The following is a 17698-nucleotide window of genomic DNA, read 5'->3' on the forward strand; positions in this document are numbered from 1 at the left end:
CTTTCGTATTCCGGGCCAGTTCAGAGCTGGTCGCTGCCGAACTTCACCGTCAGCGACAGCTTGGCGTTGAAGCCCGGGCTGGGGTCGGCATCGAGATATTGCGTGTATTGGCGGTTGAAGATGTTGTTCAGCGCGAGGTCGGCGCTCGCCTGCTCGTTGATCTTCCAGCGGGCGAAGAGGTCGACGAGTTGATAGGCCTCGCCGACGAAGCCGGTAGAGCCGGCGTCGCTCTTGGCGCCCACGACGGTCAGGCGCGCGCCCGCTGTCAGCGCCTGTTCGAAGGCGCGGAAGCCAAGCGTGGTGACCACGCGATTGGGCGGCACCTTCTGGAGCTGACCGCCCGTGGCCAGGTTGACGCCGTTCATCACCTGTCCGGACAGTTCGGCGAAGTAGTCGCCGGTGTCGTAGCTGCCCTCGATCTCGAAACCCTCGATCCGGGCCTCGGCGACGTTCTGATACTGGTAACCGCCGGGGATCGGGAACATGATGAAGACCTGGTCGATGTAATCCTCGACATTGTTTCGGAACACGCCGGCCTTCATCCGCAGCCGGTCGCCGCCCATGAAGACGTCGTCGAGCCTGAGATTGACGCCAGCCTCGATCGACCGGGAAATCTCGGGGCGAAGGTTGGGATTGGGGAAGAAACGGCCGTTCACCGGCGCCGGATGGAAACCTTCGATCAGCGTCTCGGTGATTGCCGGCGCGCGATAACCTTCGGCATAGGTGGCGTAGAAGGTCACCGGGTTCCAAGGCGTGAGACCGACCGTCAGCTTCGGCGAAATGCGGTTGCCGCCATTGGAGATCGTCTCGTTCGACAGGCTGTAGGCGTCGTAGCGCACCGCCCCGATCACCTCGAGCCAGCCGTCATAGGTCACCCGATCCTGCACGAAAGCGCCATAGGCCAGCCTCCGGCCCGAAGGCGTCAGGTCGTCGCTCGTGCTCAGTGGGTCCTCGGTATTGACCTTGTCGCGGAAGAGGTCGCCGCCATAGGTCAGTTCATGGCTGACAGGACCGGTGTCGAGGCGCGAGGTGTTGAAGACGTCGAAGCCGGGGGTCACGACCGCGTAGGACTTCTCGGCGCCTATGTCGGTTCCTGTTGCATTGACCTGATCGAAGGTGGTGCCGGTGTAATAGACCTTGGCGCTGAAGTCCCACCAGGGGTTGTCGGGCGTGTAGCGGTAACCGGCGGTGAGAGTGTCGGCGATTGCCGTGGTGCTGCGCGTGGGGCCTGAGACGTTGTCGAAATCGTTGTGGTAACGCATGCCGGAGAGCGTGATCTCCTGCGCTTCGTCGGGACGGATCCGCGCCTTGAGCAGGCCCGACAGCAAATCCTGCCCCGATTGGACCTTTGTCCCGTCGCCGGAACTGTAGTCGTCGAACTTCTGCCACGTGGCGGCACCGGCCAGGTCGAACGCGTCTGTGAAGCGCGCGGCGGCCTCGCCATGCAGGAGACCGCCGAGACCGTTATATTGGGCGCCCGTTTTCAGCCGCGCACCTATGGTCTCGCCCTCGTCGAGCACGTCGTCGGCGTCGATGGTGGTGAAGCTCACGACACCGCCGATCGCGCCGCTGCCATAGACCGAAGACACCGGCCCGCGCGTGACGTCGACCGCCTTCAGCATCTCGGTATCGAGATAGAAGGTGCCGTTGGCCCCGTGGCCGTTTTTCTGGAAGTTCTGACGGGCTCCGTCGATGAGCACGTTGACGCGGCCGAAATCCTGCATGCCGCGTATGTTGATCGCGGTACCGGGGTCGTCCGCCTCGGTCTGCGTGGTGACACCGGGGATCAGGCGCATGATATCAGAGACCGATCCGCCCTGGACCTCGAGTTCCAGGCGCTCCCGAGACAATCCGCTCGACGCGGAGAGGCTTTCGTAAACGTCGCGCGCCGTGCGCGTCGCCGTCACGACGAGCGGGCCGAGCATGGTGACGCCGGCATCCTCGCCCTGCTGGGCCTCGGTACCGGCGGTCGCGGCCTGTGTCGGTTGATCTTCCGCCTGCTGGGCGCGCGCCGGACCGGCTCCGACGATTGCAGCGGCCAGCGCCAAAACGCTCGCGGATGCGCGTCGACGCGCCAGACTGCCTTCGGCCTCGTCGAGCCCCGGCGCCAGCCATCCGAACAGAATGGGGCGGCGCGACCCGCGGCCCTTGTCCATAACTCTCATTCCATTTGCCCTTTGGGTTGCCGGAGCGGCACTGCCGCCCCGGTTGCCTGATGCTTGCGGTCAGATGACGAAGAAGTCCGCATTGGTCAGCGCGAGGCCCGCGGAGACCGTGGCGAAGTGGATGGCGGCGCCGGAACCGGAGCCGTCGGCATCGAAGGAGATCGCGCCCGTCGCCTTGTTGTAGATGATGCGGTCCTGCGCATCGGCCGCCGCCGCGCCGGTATGGAAGGCACCAGCCGCCAGCCAGCCCTCTGCCAGTCCCTTGAACGCCGCATTGTCCAGCCGGATCGTGTCGGCCGCGACGTTGAAGTCGGTGATGCGGTCGACATTGCTCGTCCGGTTGAGCGAAGTATTGAACAGGAAGGTGTCGGAGCCCGTACCGCCGGTCAGCGTGTCGTTGCCCCAGCCGCCGGCGAGCACATTGTTGCCGGTTGTGCCCACGATGACGTTGTTGAGCGTGTTGCCCGTGCCCGACACGGCCGAGCCAGACAGGGTCAGGTTCTCGACATGAGCGGCAAGCGTGTGGCTCACCGACGAGATCACGCGGTCGGTGCCCTGGCCTGCAACCTCGACGACGACGTCCCTGGCGTTGTCGACATGATAGGTGTCGTTGCCGGCGCCGCCAACCAGGCGATCCGCCCCCGCGCCACCGTTCAACGTGTTGGCCAGCGCATTGCCTGTGATGACATTGCCGAGCCCATTGCCCACGCCGACCAGCGCCGATCCGGTGAGCGTCAGGTTCTCTACATTGGCGGCGAGCGAGTGATTCACCGACGAGAACACCCGATCGGTGCCTTGACCGGCAGCCTCGACAACGACATCGCCGGCATTGTCGACATAGTAGGTGTCGTTGCCCGCTCCGCCGACCAGACGATCCGCCCCTGCCCCGCCATTCAGCGTGTTGGCGAGCGCATTGCCTGCGATCACATTGTTGAGCGTGTTGCCCGTGCCCCAAACCGCAGAGCCCGTCAGCGTCAGGTTTTCCAGATTGGCGCCCAGCGTGTAGTTGACCGACGACCGCACCGTGTCGGTGCCGGCATTGGCCGCCTCGACGATCGTGTCGCCGCCGTCGGTGACATAGGTGTCGTTGCCAGCCCCGCCGACGAGGCGATCCACGCCGCCGCCGCCATTCAGCGCGTTGGCAAGCGCATTACCCGTGATGACGTTGTTGAGCGCGTTGCCCGTTCCGACCAGCGCCGCGCCGGTGAGCGTCAGGTTCTCCAGATTGGCCGCCAGCGTATGGTTCGCCGCCGACTGCACCGTGTCGGTGCCGGCACCGGCCGCCTCGACGATCACATCGCTGCCGTCGGTGAGATAGGTGTCGTTGCCGGCGCCGCCGACCAGGCGATCCGCTCCGCCGCCGCCGTTCAGCACATTGTTCGCGCCGTTGCCGGTGATGACGTTGTTGAGCGTGTTGCCCGTGCCCCAAACCGCGGAGCCCGTCAGCGTCAGGTTTTCCAGATTGGCGCCCAGCGTGTAGTTGACCGACGACCGCACCGTGTCGGTGCCGGCGCCGGCCGCCTCGACGATCGTGTCGCCGCCGTCGGTGATATAGGTGTCGTTGCCGGCGCCGCCGACCAGGCGATCCGCTCCGCCGCCGCCGTTCAGCACATTGTTCGCGCCGTTGCCGGTGATGACATTGTTGAGCGTGTTGCCCGTACCCCAAACCGCAGAGCCCGTCAGCGTCAGATTCTCGAGATTGGAGCCCAGGATGTAGTTGACCGACGACTGCACCATGTCGGTGCCGGCATTGGCGGTCTCGACGATCGTGTCGCCGCCGTCGGTGACATAGGTGTCGTTGCCGGCGCCGCCGACCAGGCGGTCCGCTCCGCCGCCGCCGTTCAGCACATTGTTCGCGCCGTTGCCGGCGATGACGTTGTTGAGCGTGTTGCCCGTGCCGTTGATAATCGCCGAACCGGTGAGCGTCAGATTCTCGACATTCGCAGACAGGGCGAAGCTGACGGAAGCCTCGACACTGTCCGTGCCGGCGCCGGCCGCCTCCGTGACCCTGTCGCCGGCATTGTCGACGACATAGATGTCGTCGCCCGCGGCGCCGCTGAGGCTGTCCGCTCCCGCCCCGCCATCGAGCTTGTTGTTGCCCGAATTGCCTATGATCGTGTTGGCGAGTTCGTTGCCGGTGCCGTCGAGATCCGCCGATCCCAGAAGCTGGAGATTCTCGACATGGGCCGAGAGCCTGTAGCTCGCGGTTGACCTGATCGTGTCGATCCCTTCGCCGAAGTTTTCGACAACGACGTCCGTGCTGCCGTCGACGATATAGACGTCGTTTCCGTCGCCGCCGACCAGCACGTCCATGCCGCCATTGCCGTCGATCGTGTCGCCGAATCCGGAGCCGAAGAAGACGTCGTTCCCGGTAGTGCCGGTGAAGTTCTGAGCGTAATTGGAAAGAACGTCGTAGATGGCTGCGGCGTTGCGGCTCTGCACGGCGTTGTAGAGCGCATGGACGAGATTGAGGGACGCGTTGCTGCCCGTGCCCCGGACGGCGTCGAGATCGAAGCCGCTGATCCTGACCTGCTCGAGTAGGCCCTGGAGCAGACCGGCGCTGCCGGTTCCCTCGGTCCCCGTCGTCACGCCGTCGACCCACTGGCCGAACGTCAGCGTGTCGAGCGAGCCGGAAATGCCATGGCCGTACTGGGCGCCGTGGTGGATATAGTCATAGGCGAGGCCTTCGCCGCCGAGCACCACACGGTCCGCCGTATCGACGCCTCCCCGCTTGTATCTGAACGCGATCTGATCGCCGTTCACATAGACGTTGCCCGGCCCATAGGGGTTGGCGTCGGGCGTTCCGCCGTAGAAGTTGTAGCTCGGGCCGGCGAGGCCGGCGAAGTAGTTCGTGATGAATGAGCTGAAATTGACGCCGGTCGAGCCGAGGCCGCTGGCATCGATGGTGAGCGTTCCTTCCGGGGCGTCGAACGCGTCCGCGTGCCGGATCGTGAACGTCCTGGCCGTGGTGTTGCCGGCGGCATCTTTCGCCTCGACGGTGATATCGTAGGTCTTGCTGGCCGCGGTCTCGTAGTCGCCGAGCGGCTTCGCCAGCTTGATCTGGTTGCCGTCCACCACGAACAGGCCGTCGGCATCGTTCGTCAGCACATAGGAGACGGCGCCTCCTTCGGGATCGGTCGAAGCGAGCGTTCCGACCACGGTGCCGGCGGCCGAATTCTCGGCGACAGCCGTTGCGGACAAGGTCGGCGCAGTCGGTGCCTCGTCGACATTCCCCACGTTGATCGTGAAGCTGCGCGTCGTCACATTGTCATTCGCGTCGGTCGCCGTGACGGTGACGGCATGCGACGTCGCGGCCTCGAAGTTCACTCCGGCCTTCAGCCGCAGTTCGTTGCCGACGATTTCGAACTTGTCGCCGGCATCGGCCGTCAGGACATAGGTGATCGCCCCGCCTTCGGGATCGGTGGCCGAGAAGGTGCCCACCACGGTGCCGATCGCCGCGCTTTCCAGAACCGAGGTCGAGGACAGCTCCAGATTCACAGGAGCCTCGTCCAAATCGGTGACCGTCACCGTGAAGGTCTGGCTGACCTCGTTTCCGGCGAGGTCGGTCACCTTCACCGTCACCTCGGGCGACGCATTTGTTTCATAGTCCAGCCCGCTCTTCAGACGCAGTTCATTGCCGACGAGCTCGAACAGGCCGCCGGCGTCGGTCACGAGCGCATAGGTCAACGCGCCGCCTTCAGGATCGGTCGCGGAGAATGTGCCGACGACGGTGTCGACCGGCGTGTCCTCCGGCTGCGGCGACGTCGAAAACGCAAAGTTGGTCGGCGCTTCGTTTGCCGGCGCATCCTGAACGCCGTCGGCGAACTGCAGCTTCTCGATGCCGAGCAGCCGGTCGGTCCCGTCGTCGCCATCGCCAGTCACATTGTCGACGATCGTGATCGTCCCGTCGGCGTTCTTGGTGATTGTGTAGTCGGCGAAGTTCCCGCCGAAGATCGCGGTATCGACGCCGCCGCCTCCGGACAGGATGTCGTTGCCGGCCTGGCCTCTGATCGTATCGCCGAACTGGGTGCCGACATAGAGATCGGCTCCCGTCGAGCCGATGAAATTCTGGGCATAGAGGTCAAGCGCATCGGCGATCTTGGCGAGCGCGTCGAGGACCCGCTGCTCATTCGGCGTGCCGGTGGCGTCGCCATACATGTGAGCGATGCCGAACAGATGCACGAGACCGTTGGCCTCGATCTCCGCCTCTTCGGTCGCATTTGCCGGCAGGGCGTTCTTGAAGTCGAGCCCTGTGATCCTGAGCTGCGCGGCGCCGCCGACGAAATAGCCGTCGGCATCGAAGCTGCCGGTGCCGCGCGTCCCGTACTCCAGCGTGTCGATCGTTCCGTGGATCGTATGCGTGCCGAAGCCGTAGGCAAGCTGGCCGTGCGCCAGGACATATTTCGACGCGGCGTCGGTGCCGTAACCGATGAACATCTCCTCACCGGAAAAGTTGCCGCTGTTGTCGAAGGAAGGAAACCCACCGCCCGTCTCGCCGGCGACGAAGCCGCCGCGCAGAAAGGCCTCGAGGTCCATTCCGTCCGCGCCGGAAGCGTCGATTGTGATTGTGCCAAGCGGCTCGGCCACGTCCGTAACTCCTATCGTGAATGTCTGGGAAACCTGGTTCTCGCCGTCCGAGACCTGGACGGTCACTGCGTGCTCGGCTGCGAGTTCGTGATCGAGCCCGGCCTTGACGCGCAATTCGTTGACGACGACCTCGAACTTGCCGCCGGCATCGTCGGTCAGCGTGTAGGTGAGGGGCTGCCCTTCCGCGTCGGTCGCCGACAGCGTCCCGACCACCGTGCCGGGCGCGGCATCCTCGGCCACCGTGTTTCCGGTCAGGGCGAGCCCGGCAGGCGCAGCATCGTCGGTCACGGTCAGCGTGACGGGCACGTCATAGGTGCTGCCGTCCGCATAGACGAAGACCTGGAGATAAAAATGGTCGACAGTGGGCGGGTTCTCGAAATCGAAGGCCGTTGCGGTCGAATAGACGGAGATGGAGCCGTCCGCCTCGAACTGGAAATCGAAATAGGTGCTGGAATCGACCCCGTTGATCATTCCCAGCACACCCACCGAGCCGTCGTCGGGATGGATCGGCGCCGCAATGGTCGTCACCAGAGTGCCGGGCTGTGTGTTTTCCGCGATCGTGATTGGAGCCATAACGAGCCACCCCTTGGAACTTGGCTCCCGCGCCCATGCGGAAGCCGTCGATTGAAACCTGGTCCGCCCGCCCCGGGACGAACCCATATGGAAAGGAAAGGCCGGGGCGAGCCGGCCTTCCCTCGAAGGTCAGACGAGAATGTCGAAGGCGCTGCCGGAGGTCGCACCGCTCAGCCCGCCGACATAGCCGGCGAGCGTGAATGAGAAATCGGCGACACCGTCGCCGCTTGTGTCGCCATAGACGACCGTGTCGGTCGAACCCGTGGCGTACCAGACGCTGTTGGCGCCCGCCGTCGTACCGCCCCAGGCGGTGAGGCCGGCGACGGCGCGCAGGTTGATCACGTCGACATCGCCGCCGGCCAGCGAGATTCCGTTGAAATCGGCGATCGTGTCGGCCGAGGCATTGGTGCCGGAGGCAAAATTGAAGCTGTCGTTGCCCGCTCCGCCCGTGAGGCGGTTCGTCGCCGCGCCGCCGAACAGCGTATCGTTGGAGGCGGACCCGATGGCATTCTCGATATTGGCCAGCGTGTCGGCACCGAGGCCGCCGCTCGAGGTTCCGGCACCGAGATTGATCGTGACCGCACTGCCCGCACCGGCATAGGTCACCGTGTCGGCGCCGGTGCCGCCGTCGATGGCGTCATTGCCCAGGCCGCCGTCGATCGTGTCGTCGCCGCCCGCGCCGTTCAGCGTGTCGGCGCCGCCTCCGCCTGAGATGACGTCGTTGTAGCCATAGCCGGTGAAGGTGTCGGCGCCGGCATTGCCAAGGAACTCGACACCCGATGTCAGCGTCGCGAGATAGCCGGTCAGCGGTGCGGCCGTATCGCTGAGGAAGCCGTAGAGGATCGAATGCACCGTATCGGCGCCGCTGCCCGACGTCGTCAGGTTCAGCCCGTCTATGGTGAGTTCCGTCGCCGTGTCGAGCGTGACATAGCTGTCGGCCCCGAGCAGGCCGGCCGGGTTGACCTTGGGGCCATAGCCGAACTCGACCTTGTTCAGCGTCCCGTCGAGCGTGTGGGTAGAAAAGGTATAGTCGAAGTCGCCGGTGGCGAGGACCGCCTTCTCGGTCGGCGTCACCGTACCGTCGACGGCCGAGCCGGAGACCAGATGCTGCGGGCCGCCGAAGATTGTGTGGCCGGTGCCGTAGAATTCGCCATAGGCCGGGTCGGCCGCATGTCCATAGAGGAATGATGCGGTCGAAGTCCCGAGATACTCGTCATAGTTGAGGCCGGCGGTAGTGCCGACCGTGATGGTGACGGCCATTTTCCAATTTCTCCAGATGCAAGGCAAAACGCTGCGCGCTCCGATAGCGCGGGCGCTGCCGGGTCGAGATCGCTTGCAAAATGGCTGGCTATGTCGTGAGGGAAGCTGCCCCTGAGCGCCTCAACGGCGCAACCGGTTTAATCCGCCCCACAACTCACGCTAGATAACTTGATTAAATGTGTCAAGTAATTACCAACACCCGCCCGCATGCCCTTATCCCCGTGCATAGCCACGCGCATTGGCGTGGGACGGCCGTATCTCTGGCTGGACCGGTGCGGGAGTTCCGAGCAGCGGTTGGCTGAACTGCTGATATTAAAGGTGATATTTGGAGTCAAGAATTAGAATCGAGCTATTACGGATGATTGGTCGGCTTACTCCGCTCGAGCGATCAATGGCCGGGCGCATCGTCGTCTTCGTCGTCCGACCGCGTGTCGGGATCGAATTGGCGTCGCCAGGCATCCACCAGGCGCGCAAGCGCAGCATCGCCGGCCTCTTCGGCGAGCCGCGCCTGCTGGCGCAGCGCAAGCCGGACCGCCGACCGGGCAAACCGATCGCCCGGCATGACGAAGTCCCGGGGGGCGAGGCCGTCCTCGATCCCACGCAGCACGCGTTGCTTGGCCTCGACGATGTCAGGCCGGCCGAAGGAGGCGAGCAGTCCCTGGAAAGCCCTATGCCGTCCGACGTCGAAGGGCAGGTCTTCGCCCAGCGGCCCGATTGCCGGATTGCCCGGATGCATGGCGCCGAGCGGCATCAGTAACTCGGGGATGGGGGTGTTGGCGGAATGGGTGCGGCCGCCGCGCAGGAGCTTCGGCAGGACATGGGTGTGCGGCCCGGGCGGAGAGACGCCGCCCGTGTCCGGCCCGCCGATCTTCTGATAGACCTCGACCCTGCCGATATTGGTGAGCGCTACCCGATGCGGATGCGCCGCCAGGATGGCGCCCATGACGGGATTGTCGTGTTCGAACAGCGACCGTCCCAAGCCGGCGCGCAGCACTGCGAGCAGCTTCGGCTCACTGGTACGAATGCAGAAATCGCATTGCGGCAGCGAAAGACCCATGTCGAACAGGATGCCGGTGCGATCAATGCCGCGGATGGCGTTGTCGTCCGGGCCGATCTCGGTGAGGACCGAACGGGCATCGCGACGTGCGTCCTGCTCGGGCAGGCAGAGCGCCACCGCATGGCTCCAGCGATGCCTTTTCGGGCTGAGCGTCTCATAGGCGACAGGAATTATGCTGCCGATCCGCTTGCGGTCGAGGCGGATACCACCACGCCTCGTGGCGCGGGCGAAAGAGAAGCCGTCGTCGATGACCGCGGTCTCTCCCTCGTCCTGGTGGAATTCGGCGATCGCCCCCACGCTGCCCATGCTCCAGCCTGTTCGCCAATCCGCGAGGTGCTGCCGGGCAAGGTGTTCCAGTTCGCTCATCGATCATCTCCTGCGCCGTTCTCTTCCGCGGCATCGAGCGGCAGGACGATCATCTTTCCGGCCGCTTCGCCGAAATGAGCTTCCACCCCATAGACTTTCCGCAGCCGGTCAACCGTCAGCACCTCTTCCGGCCGGCCGTCGGCGACGATCGCGCCCCGGTCGAGCAGGACGAGCCGCGAGCACCAGCGTGCGGCGAGGCTGAGATCATGCATAGAGGCGACGACGCTCCGCCCCTCGCCCGCCAGCGACGCGAAAATCCGCATCAGCGCGATCTGGTGCGACGGATCGAGACCTGCTGTCGGCTCGTCGGCCAGAAGCAGCGGCGCTTCCTGCGCGAGCGCGCGCGCGATCAGCACCCGCGCCTTCTCGCCGCCCGACAGTTCCGTGGCCGGGCGTCCGCGCAACCGATCGACCTCCATGCGCCGCATCGCCTGCTCGACCGCCGCCCGGTCAGCCGGCGTGAAACCGGCAAAGGCCGGACGGTGCGGCGCACGGCCGAGCGAAACCACCACCTCGGCCGGCACTGCCCAAGCCACCTCGCGTTCCTGCGGAAGATAGGCGACGCGGCGGGCGCGTTCCGCCGCGCGCAGCGCCCGCACGTCCTGCCCGGTCAGCTTCACCTCGCCCTCGGCATCGACGAGCCCCAGGATCGAACGAAGCAGCGTGGATTTTCCCGCACCGTTGGGCCCGATCAGCCCGACGAACTCGCCGGCGCCGATGGCGAAGGAGACGTCCCGGAGAACGGGCTTTCCGCCAAGCGCGGCGCCGAGTCGCGAAACAGCGAGCAGCGTCATGCCAGCTTCCTCCGCGTGCGCCAGACCAGCCACAGGAAGAACGGCGCACCGACGATCGCCGTCACAACGCCGAGCTTCAGATCCCTGCCAGGTGCGATCACGCGCACGAGGATGTCGGCGGCAAGCAGCATCGAGGCGCCGCCGAGCGCGCTGGCGGCCAGCAGGCGCGACGGCCGCGCGCCGACCAGCGGCCGCAGGATATGGGGCACGACCAGCCCGACGAAGCCGATGGCGCCGGCCACGGCGGTCGCGGCTCCCACCGATGCGGCCGTGCCCAGCACGGCCATGAGTTGAACGCGGCGCATGTCGACGCCCATCGTCTGCGCGGCGTCGCCGCCCAGCGTGAGCAGGTCGAGGGCGCGTCCGAGAAGCCCGAGCATGATCCAGCTGGCCAGCATGAAGGGAGCGGCCAGCCACACATGGGTCATCGAGCGGTCGGCGAGCGAGCCCAGCATCCAGAACACGATCTCCAGCGCGGCATAGGGATTGGACGAGAGGTTGAGCGCGAGCGACGTCATTGCGCCGGCAAAGCTCGACACGGCCACCCCGGCGAGGATGATGGTCAAGGCGCCGCCCCGGCCGCCGGCGAGCGCCTGCACGACGATAACCGCGGCGACCGCGCCGGCCAGGGCGGCGAGCGGCAGACCGAGCGGGAAGAGCGCGCTGAACCCCGTGTAGATCGCGAGAACGGCCCCGAGCGAGGCCGAGGCGCTGACCCCGATGAGGGCGGGCTCGGCAAGCGGATTGCGCAGATACCCCTGAAGGGCCGCGCCGCAAAGGCCGAGCGTCGCGCCGATCGTCAGGCCCAGCAGGGCGCGCGGCAGCCGGATCTCGCGCATGATCAACGCAATGGCGTCGCGCTGGTCCGAGAACAGCGCCGCGATGCTGTCGCGAAAGCCGATCGCCGCCGGCCCGACGGTCAGCGACAGCAGGAAGAGCACCGCCGTGGTCGCGGCCAACACCACGAGCACCAGCCTGTAGCGGAAGACGTCGCTCATCGCAGCGCCCCCGCCGGCTCCCGCGCTGCACCTTGGAGGATACGGGCAGCCTCCAGCGTGAAGGGCGCGCCGCAGATCGTATAGGCACTCGGCACGACGACGGGGCGGGCCTTCGAAAGCAGCGCCTTGAAGGCGGGATGCATGAAGATCTCCTGGGCGAGCGCGGGTTTCGCATAGCGCCCCTCGTCGCCGACAACCATATCGGGGGCGGCCAGAACGAGCAGTTCGAGCGGCAGTTCGACGGTTCCGACGATGCCCAGCCTGTCGGCGATGTTGACGAGGCCGGCCGCGTCCACGACCGCATCGACCAGCGTCCCCGCGCCGGACGTGTAGCTGTTGGCGTAGTAGAGCGCGACGCTCCGTTCCGGCGGGCGATCGGCCGCAAGCGCGGCAAGGCCGCGGTCGAGCTCGGCGACCAGTCCGGCTGCGCGCCCTGGCCGGCCGAGCAGGTCACCCATGCGCGTCAGGCTCGCTCTGATATCATCGATCGAACTTTCCGGCGCGAACTCCTCCACCCGGATCCCGAGGCGGCGCAGGAGCTCGACCGTGGTCCTTGTCGTGTAGGTCCCGGCGATCACCAGGTCCGGATGCAACAGGAAGATCTCTTCGGCGAGGCCGTGGTTCACCCTGTAGCGTCCCGCTTCTTCGGCCAGCACCGACGTCGAGGGATCGCTCGCCAGATAGGACACCGACAGGAGTTGCCCCTCGCCGGCGACGAGCATCGCCAACTGGTCGGTACAGACATTCATCGACACGACGCGTTTCGGCCCCTCACCCGCCACGGCAGGCGAAACGGCGAAGAAGGCGGCGGCGCATGCCGCCACCCTTACCATGAGTTCGAGATGTCTCATCCTGCTGCAACTCCCGGCGAACGCTAGAATGTCCCTCTCAGTCCGAAGAAGGCGGTGCGTCCCTGCGTGTTGTAGCCGAACACCTCCTCGTAATCCTCGTCGAACAGATTATCGACGCGCCCGTAGGCCTCGAAATGATCGTTGAACCTGAAGCTGCCGCCGAAATTGACCACCGTGTAGGCCGGCATCGCGATCCGCGCGGGCAAGGGACCGCGGAAGTCGAAATCCTCCATCGTCCCGTTGTACACCAGTTCGCCGAACACACGGGCGCGCTTCTCGTGGAACACATAGGCCGCCGTAAGCGAAGCGGAGTGTTCAGGGCGGCGCACCTCTTTCAGGCGCGGTCCGCCCGCGTCGGTCTGCTCGCTGGACGATGTGTAGGTATAGGTCGCCGCCGCCGTGAAACCGTCGAAGAGATTGACGGTGGCCGCCACTTCCACGCCCTCCCGCTTGCTCTTCCCGCTGCGATTGATCGGGGTCGACGGGTAGGTCGGCGGCCCGCCATAGACCAGCGCGATCTCGTTGCTGAGGTCCTGGTTGAAATAGGTCACGTCGGTGACCAGCGCCCCGCCGAAGAAGCCCTGCTCGATGCCGACATCCCAGCCCAGGCTCTCCTCCGGAACGAGATCAGGGTTGCCGACGAAATTGTCGGGCACATAGCCGAACTGCTCGAAGAAGGTCGGACTGGTCACGCCGGTGCCGACGGAGCTGTGCAGCCGGGTTGCCGGCGTGATCCGCCAGGCGCCGCTCAGGCTGTAGGTCGTCGCATCTCCGAAGCGGTCGTTGATGTCGTACCGGACGCCGGCGTTGACATAGAAGCGATCGAGGAACTCGCCGCGATACTCGCCGACGAAGGAGTTGGTGTTGCGCTCGAAGGTCTCGCTGAGATGGCTGGGCGTAAACGTCTCCTGCTGCCATTCATAGCCGCCGGTCAGCTGATGCTTGGCGTCGAGCATCGCTGATGTGTCGAAGGAATAGGAGGCCTGGTAGGTCCCGTTGTAGCGGTTGCCGTCGTTCCAGGTGGTCAGGCCGCCGGAAAAATCCTCGCGATGAGCGTCGCTTCCGGCAAAGCGCATCTTCTGGGTGAGGGCGCCATCGAAGGACACATGGGTCGCGCCGAGCGAGCCGAAGAATTCCTGCGTCGCGGTGCTGTCCGGACCGTCGACCACCTCGCCATAGGTCGGGCTGCCCCAGCTGTAGTCCTGCGGGTCGACGTCGCTCTTGCGATCGACATAGCGCAGCGTGCCGTCGACGGTGAGCGCCGGCGACACGTCGGCCGCGAAGCGGCCGTTCAGCGTGGCGTTGCGGTCGCCGTCCTTCTCCGTGCCGTAGTCGGAAATGTTGAAGCCGCCGGTGTTGCGGAAGACCCCGGCGAAGGCGGCGTCGAAATTCTCGCCGCCGCCGCTCAGCGACACCCCGCCCAGCCAGGTGCCGTCCGTGCCGACCTCGCTGCGTGCGCTGCCCTGGAAGTCGTTGCGCTCGCCGCGCTTCGTGATGATGTTGACCACGCCCGCCAGCGCGTTGGCGCCCCAGAACGTACTCTGGGGACCGCGCAGTATCTCGATGCGGTCGATGTCGTCGGCGACCAGGCTGCCGAAGTCGAACTCGCCGCTCGACGTCTCGCCGACGTCGACGCCGTCGACCATGACCAGCAGCTGGTTGGCCTCGGCGCCGCGCACGCGCACCTGGGTGAAGCCGCCGAAGGACCCGCTGCGCGAGATGGAAAAGCCCGGCACCAGACGCAGCGCGTCGGCGACATAGCGGATCTGGTTCTGCTCGAGCTGCTTGCCGGTGATGACCGTGAAAGCCCTGCCCGACTTCTCCTGTTCGATCGGCGTCAGCCCGTCCGTGACGAGGATCTCGTCGAGCTGGCCGACCTCATCCGTCTCGGCCGCGGCCTCCTGCCCCTCGGCATTGCCTGCGAGCGCCAGCACCAGCGTGCCCGCCGCGATCATGGTCCTTCTCATTTCCGCCCCCGAAATCATCTGGCAGGGCGAGTGGAGCCGCCCCGTGGTTTGCGATGAACCGCAGGCGAGAATCGGCGATGGTCTCAATGGCAGGCACGTGCATCTTCATCCCCGGCCGTCTCCGGCATGCGGCAACACTTTCTCAAATGTCACCGCCACGGACGACCGCGCCGGAACACACCCCGTGTCCAGGCATGGGTGACCGGAAAAGGCAGGTCTCCTGACTTCCGTGTCCTCGCCGGTCTTCCGCCTTCCCGGCCGCGCGGACGCGGCCAGTGGCCTAGTGGAAGATGGCTCAACGGTTACAGTTGCGGGGGCAGTCGCGGATTCGGCCAAGCGTGCCGGCCTCACCGTGTTCCCTTTTCATCCGCCTTGCGGGCGGAACCAGTTCCGGCCGGCAAGCTATCGACGGGCCCGGCCGGCGTCAACCTCCGGTTGGCATTCTTTCCACCGGGGAAGAGGCCGCTCCGGCTTGCCGGAGTGTGCTTTTCAGCCCGATATAGTGCGCAAGCGCGGACACGATATCCCCCACGCTGGCGTGGAGGAGAGGCAACTGCCAAGTGTACGGCGAAGGCAAGTCCGTTGCGCATTGCGCTACCGGGAACGCGCCGCCCGCTTCTCAATCCCGAGGGAGGCTGCTATTAGCTCGAGGAGAGGGGGTGGCGTTCGTTTGCCGCCAGGCTGCGCGCACCGTTCTTCTGTTCGGAGCGTTCTATCGCAAGCCGCAAATACTCCGCGCTGTTGTCGATATGCGCGCGCATCAGCGACTTCGCGTGCTCGATGTCGCACGCTCTTATCCTGTCATATATTTCGGCATGCTCGGCGTAGGCCGCCTCGTAGGATTTGGTCGGAACGCTGCTCGTCACGCGAATGACTTCGGTCACGAGCCCATAGAGATTGTCATAGAAGACGGTGAGGATCGTGTTGCCGGCGGCCCGCACCAGCGCCCTGTGAAAGGCCGCGTCCGCGGCGGTAAAGCCGGAGAAGTCCTTGTTCCTGCCCGCCTCCCGCATATCGGCCAAGGCCTTTTCGACATCGTCGAGTTCTGTCGGCCCGCCGGACATGAGCAGTTCGAGAACGTTTATCTCGATCATGCGGCGCACGACCATCAGTTCGGTAAGATGACGCGCGTTCGTCGACAGCAATTGGCGCACGGTCGCGGCCAGCGTCCCGAGAAACTCGCCCACGTCGTCGCGAGCCACAGTGGTGCGCTCGCCATGCCGTCGCCGCACAAGGCCCTTCGTCTCGAGTATCTGCATCGCCTCGCGGACCGAGCGGGTCGAAACGCCGAATTCCCGCGCCAGATCGCTCTCGGAAGGCAACTTCTCGCCGACCGATAGTTCACCCGCCAGAATGCGCCCCTCGACGGCCGCGGCAACCGTCGAATGGAGCTTGTCCCTGTGTCGTGCCGTCCCTGTCGACGCAGTCATCTCCCGGCCTTCCTGCCGTGCCCGTTCCGTCGCGGCGGGCCTCGCGAAGCTACTGGTGTCATAAGTGGTGTCAAGTAAGCTCGTCAAGTCTTGACATATGACTTATGACATGAGATGCCATCCGCTGGCCACGCCAATGCGCATTTGCGGCGCAACGCCGGCTCTTTATGTTGGGAGGATGCAGACATGAGATTTTTCACAGCCGCCCTGGCGGCCACCGTCTTCATGGGCGGGGCGGTGGCCTTCACCGCTCCCGCGCTGGCCGATTGGCCCGAGCGCCCGGTCACGATAATCGTTCCCTGGTCCGCAGGCGGGGGCACCGACGCGACGGCCCGCGCTCTGGCCCAGGAGCTCGAAGAGCGCTTCGGCCAGCCCTTCAACGTCGTCAACCGCACTGGCGGCGGCGGTCTCGTGGGCCACATCACCATCGCCAATTCGGCTCCCGACGGCTATACGCTCGGCGTGATCACAATCGAGACCACGATGTTCGAAGCGCAGGGCCTGCCCGGCGCCGCGCCCGAGCAATTCACGCTTCTGGGGCGCTACAACGCCGATCCCATCGCTTTGAACGTGCGCGCCGACGCTCCTTACGAAACGCCCCGGGATCTCATCGAGGCGGTCAAGGCCAATCCGGGCGATCTCAAGGCATCCGGCGCCAATCGCGGCGGGCTTTCCCACCTCGCCTGGGCGGGCCTGCTGAACACGATGGGCATCGATCCGGAAGCAAGCCCCTGGGTCGCTTCCGACGGTTCGGCGCCGGCGATGCAGCAGCTCGCCGCCGACGCGATCGACATAGTGTCGACCTCGCCGGCGGAGGCCCGGTCGCTCGTCGATGCCGGCGAGGCCAGGACGCTGGTCGTCCTCGCCGACGAACGCAGTTCCCTCCATCCCGAGCTTCCGACCGCCAGGGAGGCGCTCGGGGTCGAATGGTCGCCGCTGCCTTTCCGCGGCATGGCCGGCCCGGCCGGCTTGCCCGACGAGGTCGTGGGCAAGATGTCGGATGCCCTGGCCGAGATCACCCGGGACGAGGACTTCATCGCCATGATGCAGTCGCGCGGTTTCTCGGTGGCGTATCAGGATACCGGTACCTTCACCGACACGGTGAAGCGCTCGCGCGACGCGCTGGTCAAGGCCATGCAGGCGGTCGGCCTGGCGAAGCAGTAGACCGGCCGGGGAAGCGTCATGCGGATCGACGACAGGATTGTCGGCATAGGCCTGACGCTCCTTGCCCTATGCGTGATCTGGGGCGCGCGGCAGATACCGGCGGTGCCCGGCGCGTCATTCGGGCCCTCGCTCATGCCGACCCTTGTCGGCATCGTGATGGCGGGATGCGGGATCGCGATACTCCTTGGCGGTCTGCGATCTGCCGGCGGCCCCCTGATGGACGTTTCGGTGTGGAAGGGGCAGCGCAGGGGCCTGCTGTGCGCGGCATGGGCGATCGGCGGCGTGATGCTTGGCATCGCCTTTCTGCCATGGCTCGGATTTCCCCTGTTCGGATTGCTCTATGCCTTGCCGCTCATGCTGCTCATGGGAGCCCGGCCGCTTGCCGCAGTGCCTGTCGCGCTGGTCCTGGTGGTCGGGTGCTACCTTCTCTTCAAGCATCTCTTCCATGTGCCGCTTCCGGCCGGTCCGGTGACATTTCTGGGGTAG

The 17698-nt window shown here is 65.7% G+C and carries 11 protein-coding genes and 1 riboswitch; of the genes, 2 read left to right on the top strand and 9 right to left on the bottom strand.

Annotated elements, in window-relative coordinates; all coding sequences use genetic code 11:
* Window positions 1–20 precede the first annotated feature (20 nt).
* The 9 genes from JN280_RS00875 to JN280_RS00915 all read right to left on the bottom strand — a co-directional run bounded on the left by JN280_RS00875 (window position 21) and on the right by JN280_RS00915 (window position 16048).
* Window positions 21–2165, bottom strand: a complete 2145-nt coding sequence (locus JN280_RS00875; RefSeq protein ID WP_202309667.1) for a TonB-dependent hemoglobin/transferrin/lactoferrin family receptor — start codon at window positions 2163–2165, stop codon at window positions 21–23.
* A 60-nt stretch (window positions 2166–2225) separates the two neighbouring features.
* The gene (locus JN280_RS00880; protein ID WP_202309668.1) at window positions 2226–7325 is read right to left on the bottom strand and encodes a cadherin domain-containing protein; all 5100 of its coding nucleotides are present in this window, start codon (window positions 7323–7325) and stop codon (window positions 2226–2228) included.
* 129 nt (window positions 7326–7454) lie between these two features.
* Entirely contained in the window at window positions 7455–8585 is a 1131-nt protein-coding gene (locus tag JN280_RS39905; RefSeq protein WP_202309669.1) for a calcium-binding protein, read from the bottom strand.
* Window positions 8586–8973: 388 nt separating this feature from the next.
* Window positions 8974–10008 (bottom strand): DUF6925 family protein, encoded by a 1035-nt coding sequence (locus JN280_RS00890; RefSeq protein ID WP_202309670.1) that lies wholly within the window; start codon window positions 10006–10008, stop codon window positions 8974–8976.
* The gene (locus JN280_RS00895) at window positions 10005–10802 is read right to left on the bottom strand and encodes an ABC transporter ATP-binding protein (protein WP_202309671.1); all 798 of its coding nucleotides are present in this window, start codon (window positions 10800–10802) and stop codon (window positions 10005–10007) included. Before JN280_RS00895 ends, JN280_RS00890 begins: the two co-directional genes overlap by 4 nt.
* Entirely contained in the window at window positions 10799–11800 is a 1002-nt protein-coding gene (locus JN280_RS00900) for a FecCD family ABC transporter permease (RefSeq protein ID WP_202309672.1), read from the bottom strand. The genes JN280_RS00895 and JN280_RS00900 overlap by 4 nt, the downstream gene beginning before the upstream one ends.
* The gene (locus tag JN280_RS00905; RefSeq protein ID WP_202309673.1) at window positions 11797–12651 is read right to left on the bottom strand and encodes an ABC transporter substrate-binding protein; all 855 of its coding nucleotides are present in this window, start codon (window positions 12649–12651) and stop codon (window positions 11797–11799) included. The genes JN280_RS00900 and JN280_RS00905 overlap by 4 nt, the downstream gene beginning before the upstream one ends.
* Window positions 12652–12674: 23 nt before the next feature.
* Entirely contained in the window at window positions 12675–14618 is a 1944-nt protein-coding gene (locus JN280_RS00910) for a TonB-dependent receptor plug domain-containing protein (protein WP_202309674.1), read from the bottom strand.
* A gap of 193 nt (window positions 14619–14811) precedes the next feature.
* Window positions 14812–15022: riboswitch (cobalamin riboswitch) on the bottom strand.
* Window positions 15023–15259: 237 nt separating this feature from the next.
* A complete protein-coding gene (locus tag JN280_RS00915; RefSeq protein WP_202309675.1) occupies window positions 15260–16048 on the bottom strand; it encodes a FadR/GntR family transcriptional regulator in 789 nt (262 codons plus the stop codon).
* Window positions 16049–16234: 186 nt separating this feature from the next.
* Here JN280_RS00915 and JN280_RS00920 point away from each other — a divergent pair, with 186 nt between their 5' ends.
* Both JN280_RS00920 and JN280_RS00925 read left to right on the top strand, forming a co-directional pair.
* Complete coding sequence (locus JN280_RS00920; protein WP_202309676.1) at window positions 16235–17212, top strand: tripartite tricarboxylate transporter substrate binding protein; 978 nt, start codon at window positions 16235–16237, stop codon at window positions 17210–17212.
* An 18-nt stretch (window positions 17213–17230) separates the two neighbouring features.
* Complete coding sequence (locus JN280_RS00925) at window positions 17231–17698, top strand: tripartite tricarboxylate transporter TctB family protein (protein ID WP_202309677.1); 468 nt, start codon at window positions 17231–17233, stop codon at window positions 17696–17698.

It is taken from the genome of Mesorhizobium sp. L-8-10, assembly GCF_016756635.1.
GTDB lineage: Bacteria > Pseudomonadota > Alphaproteobacteria > Rhizobiales > Rhizobiaceae.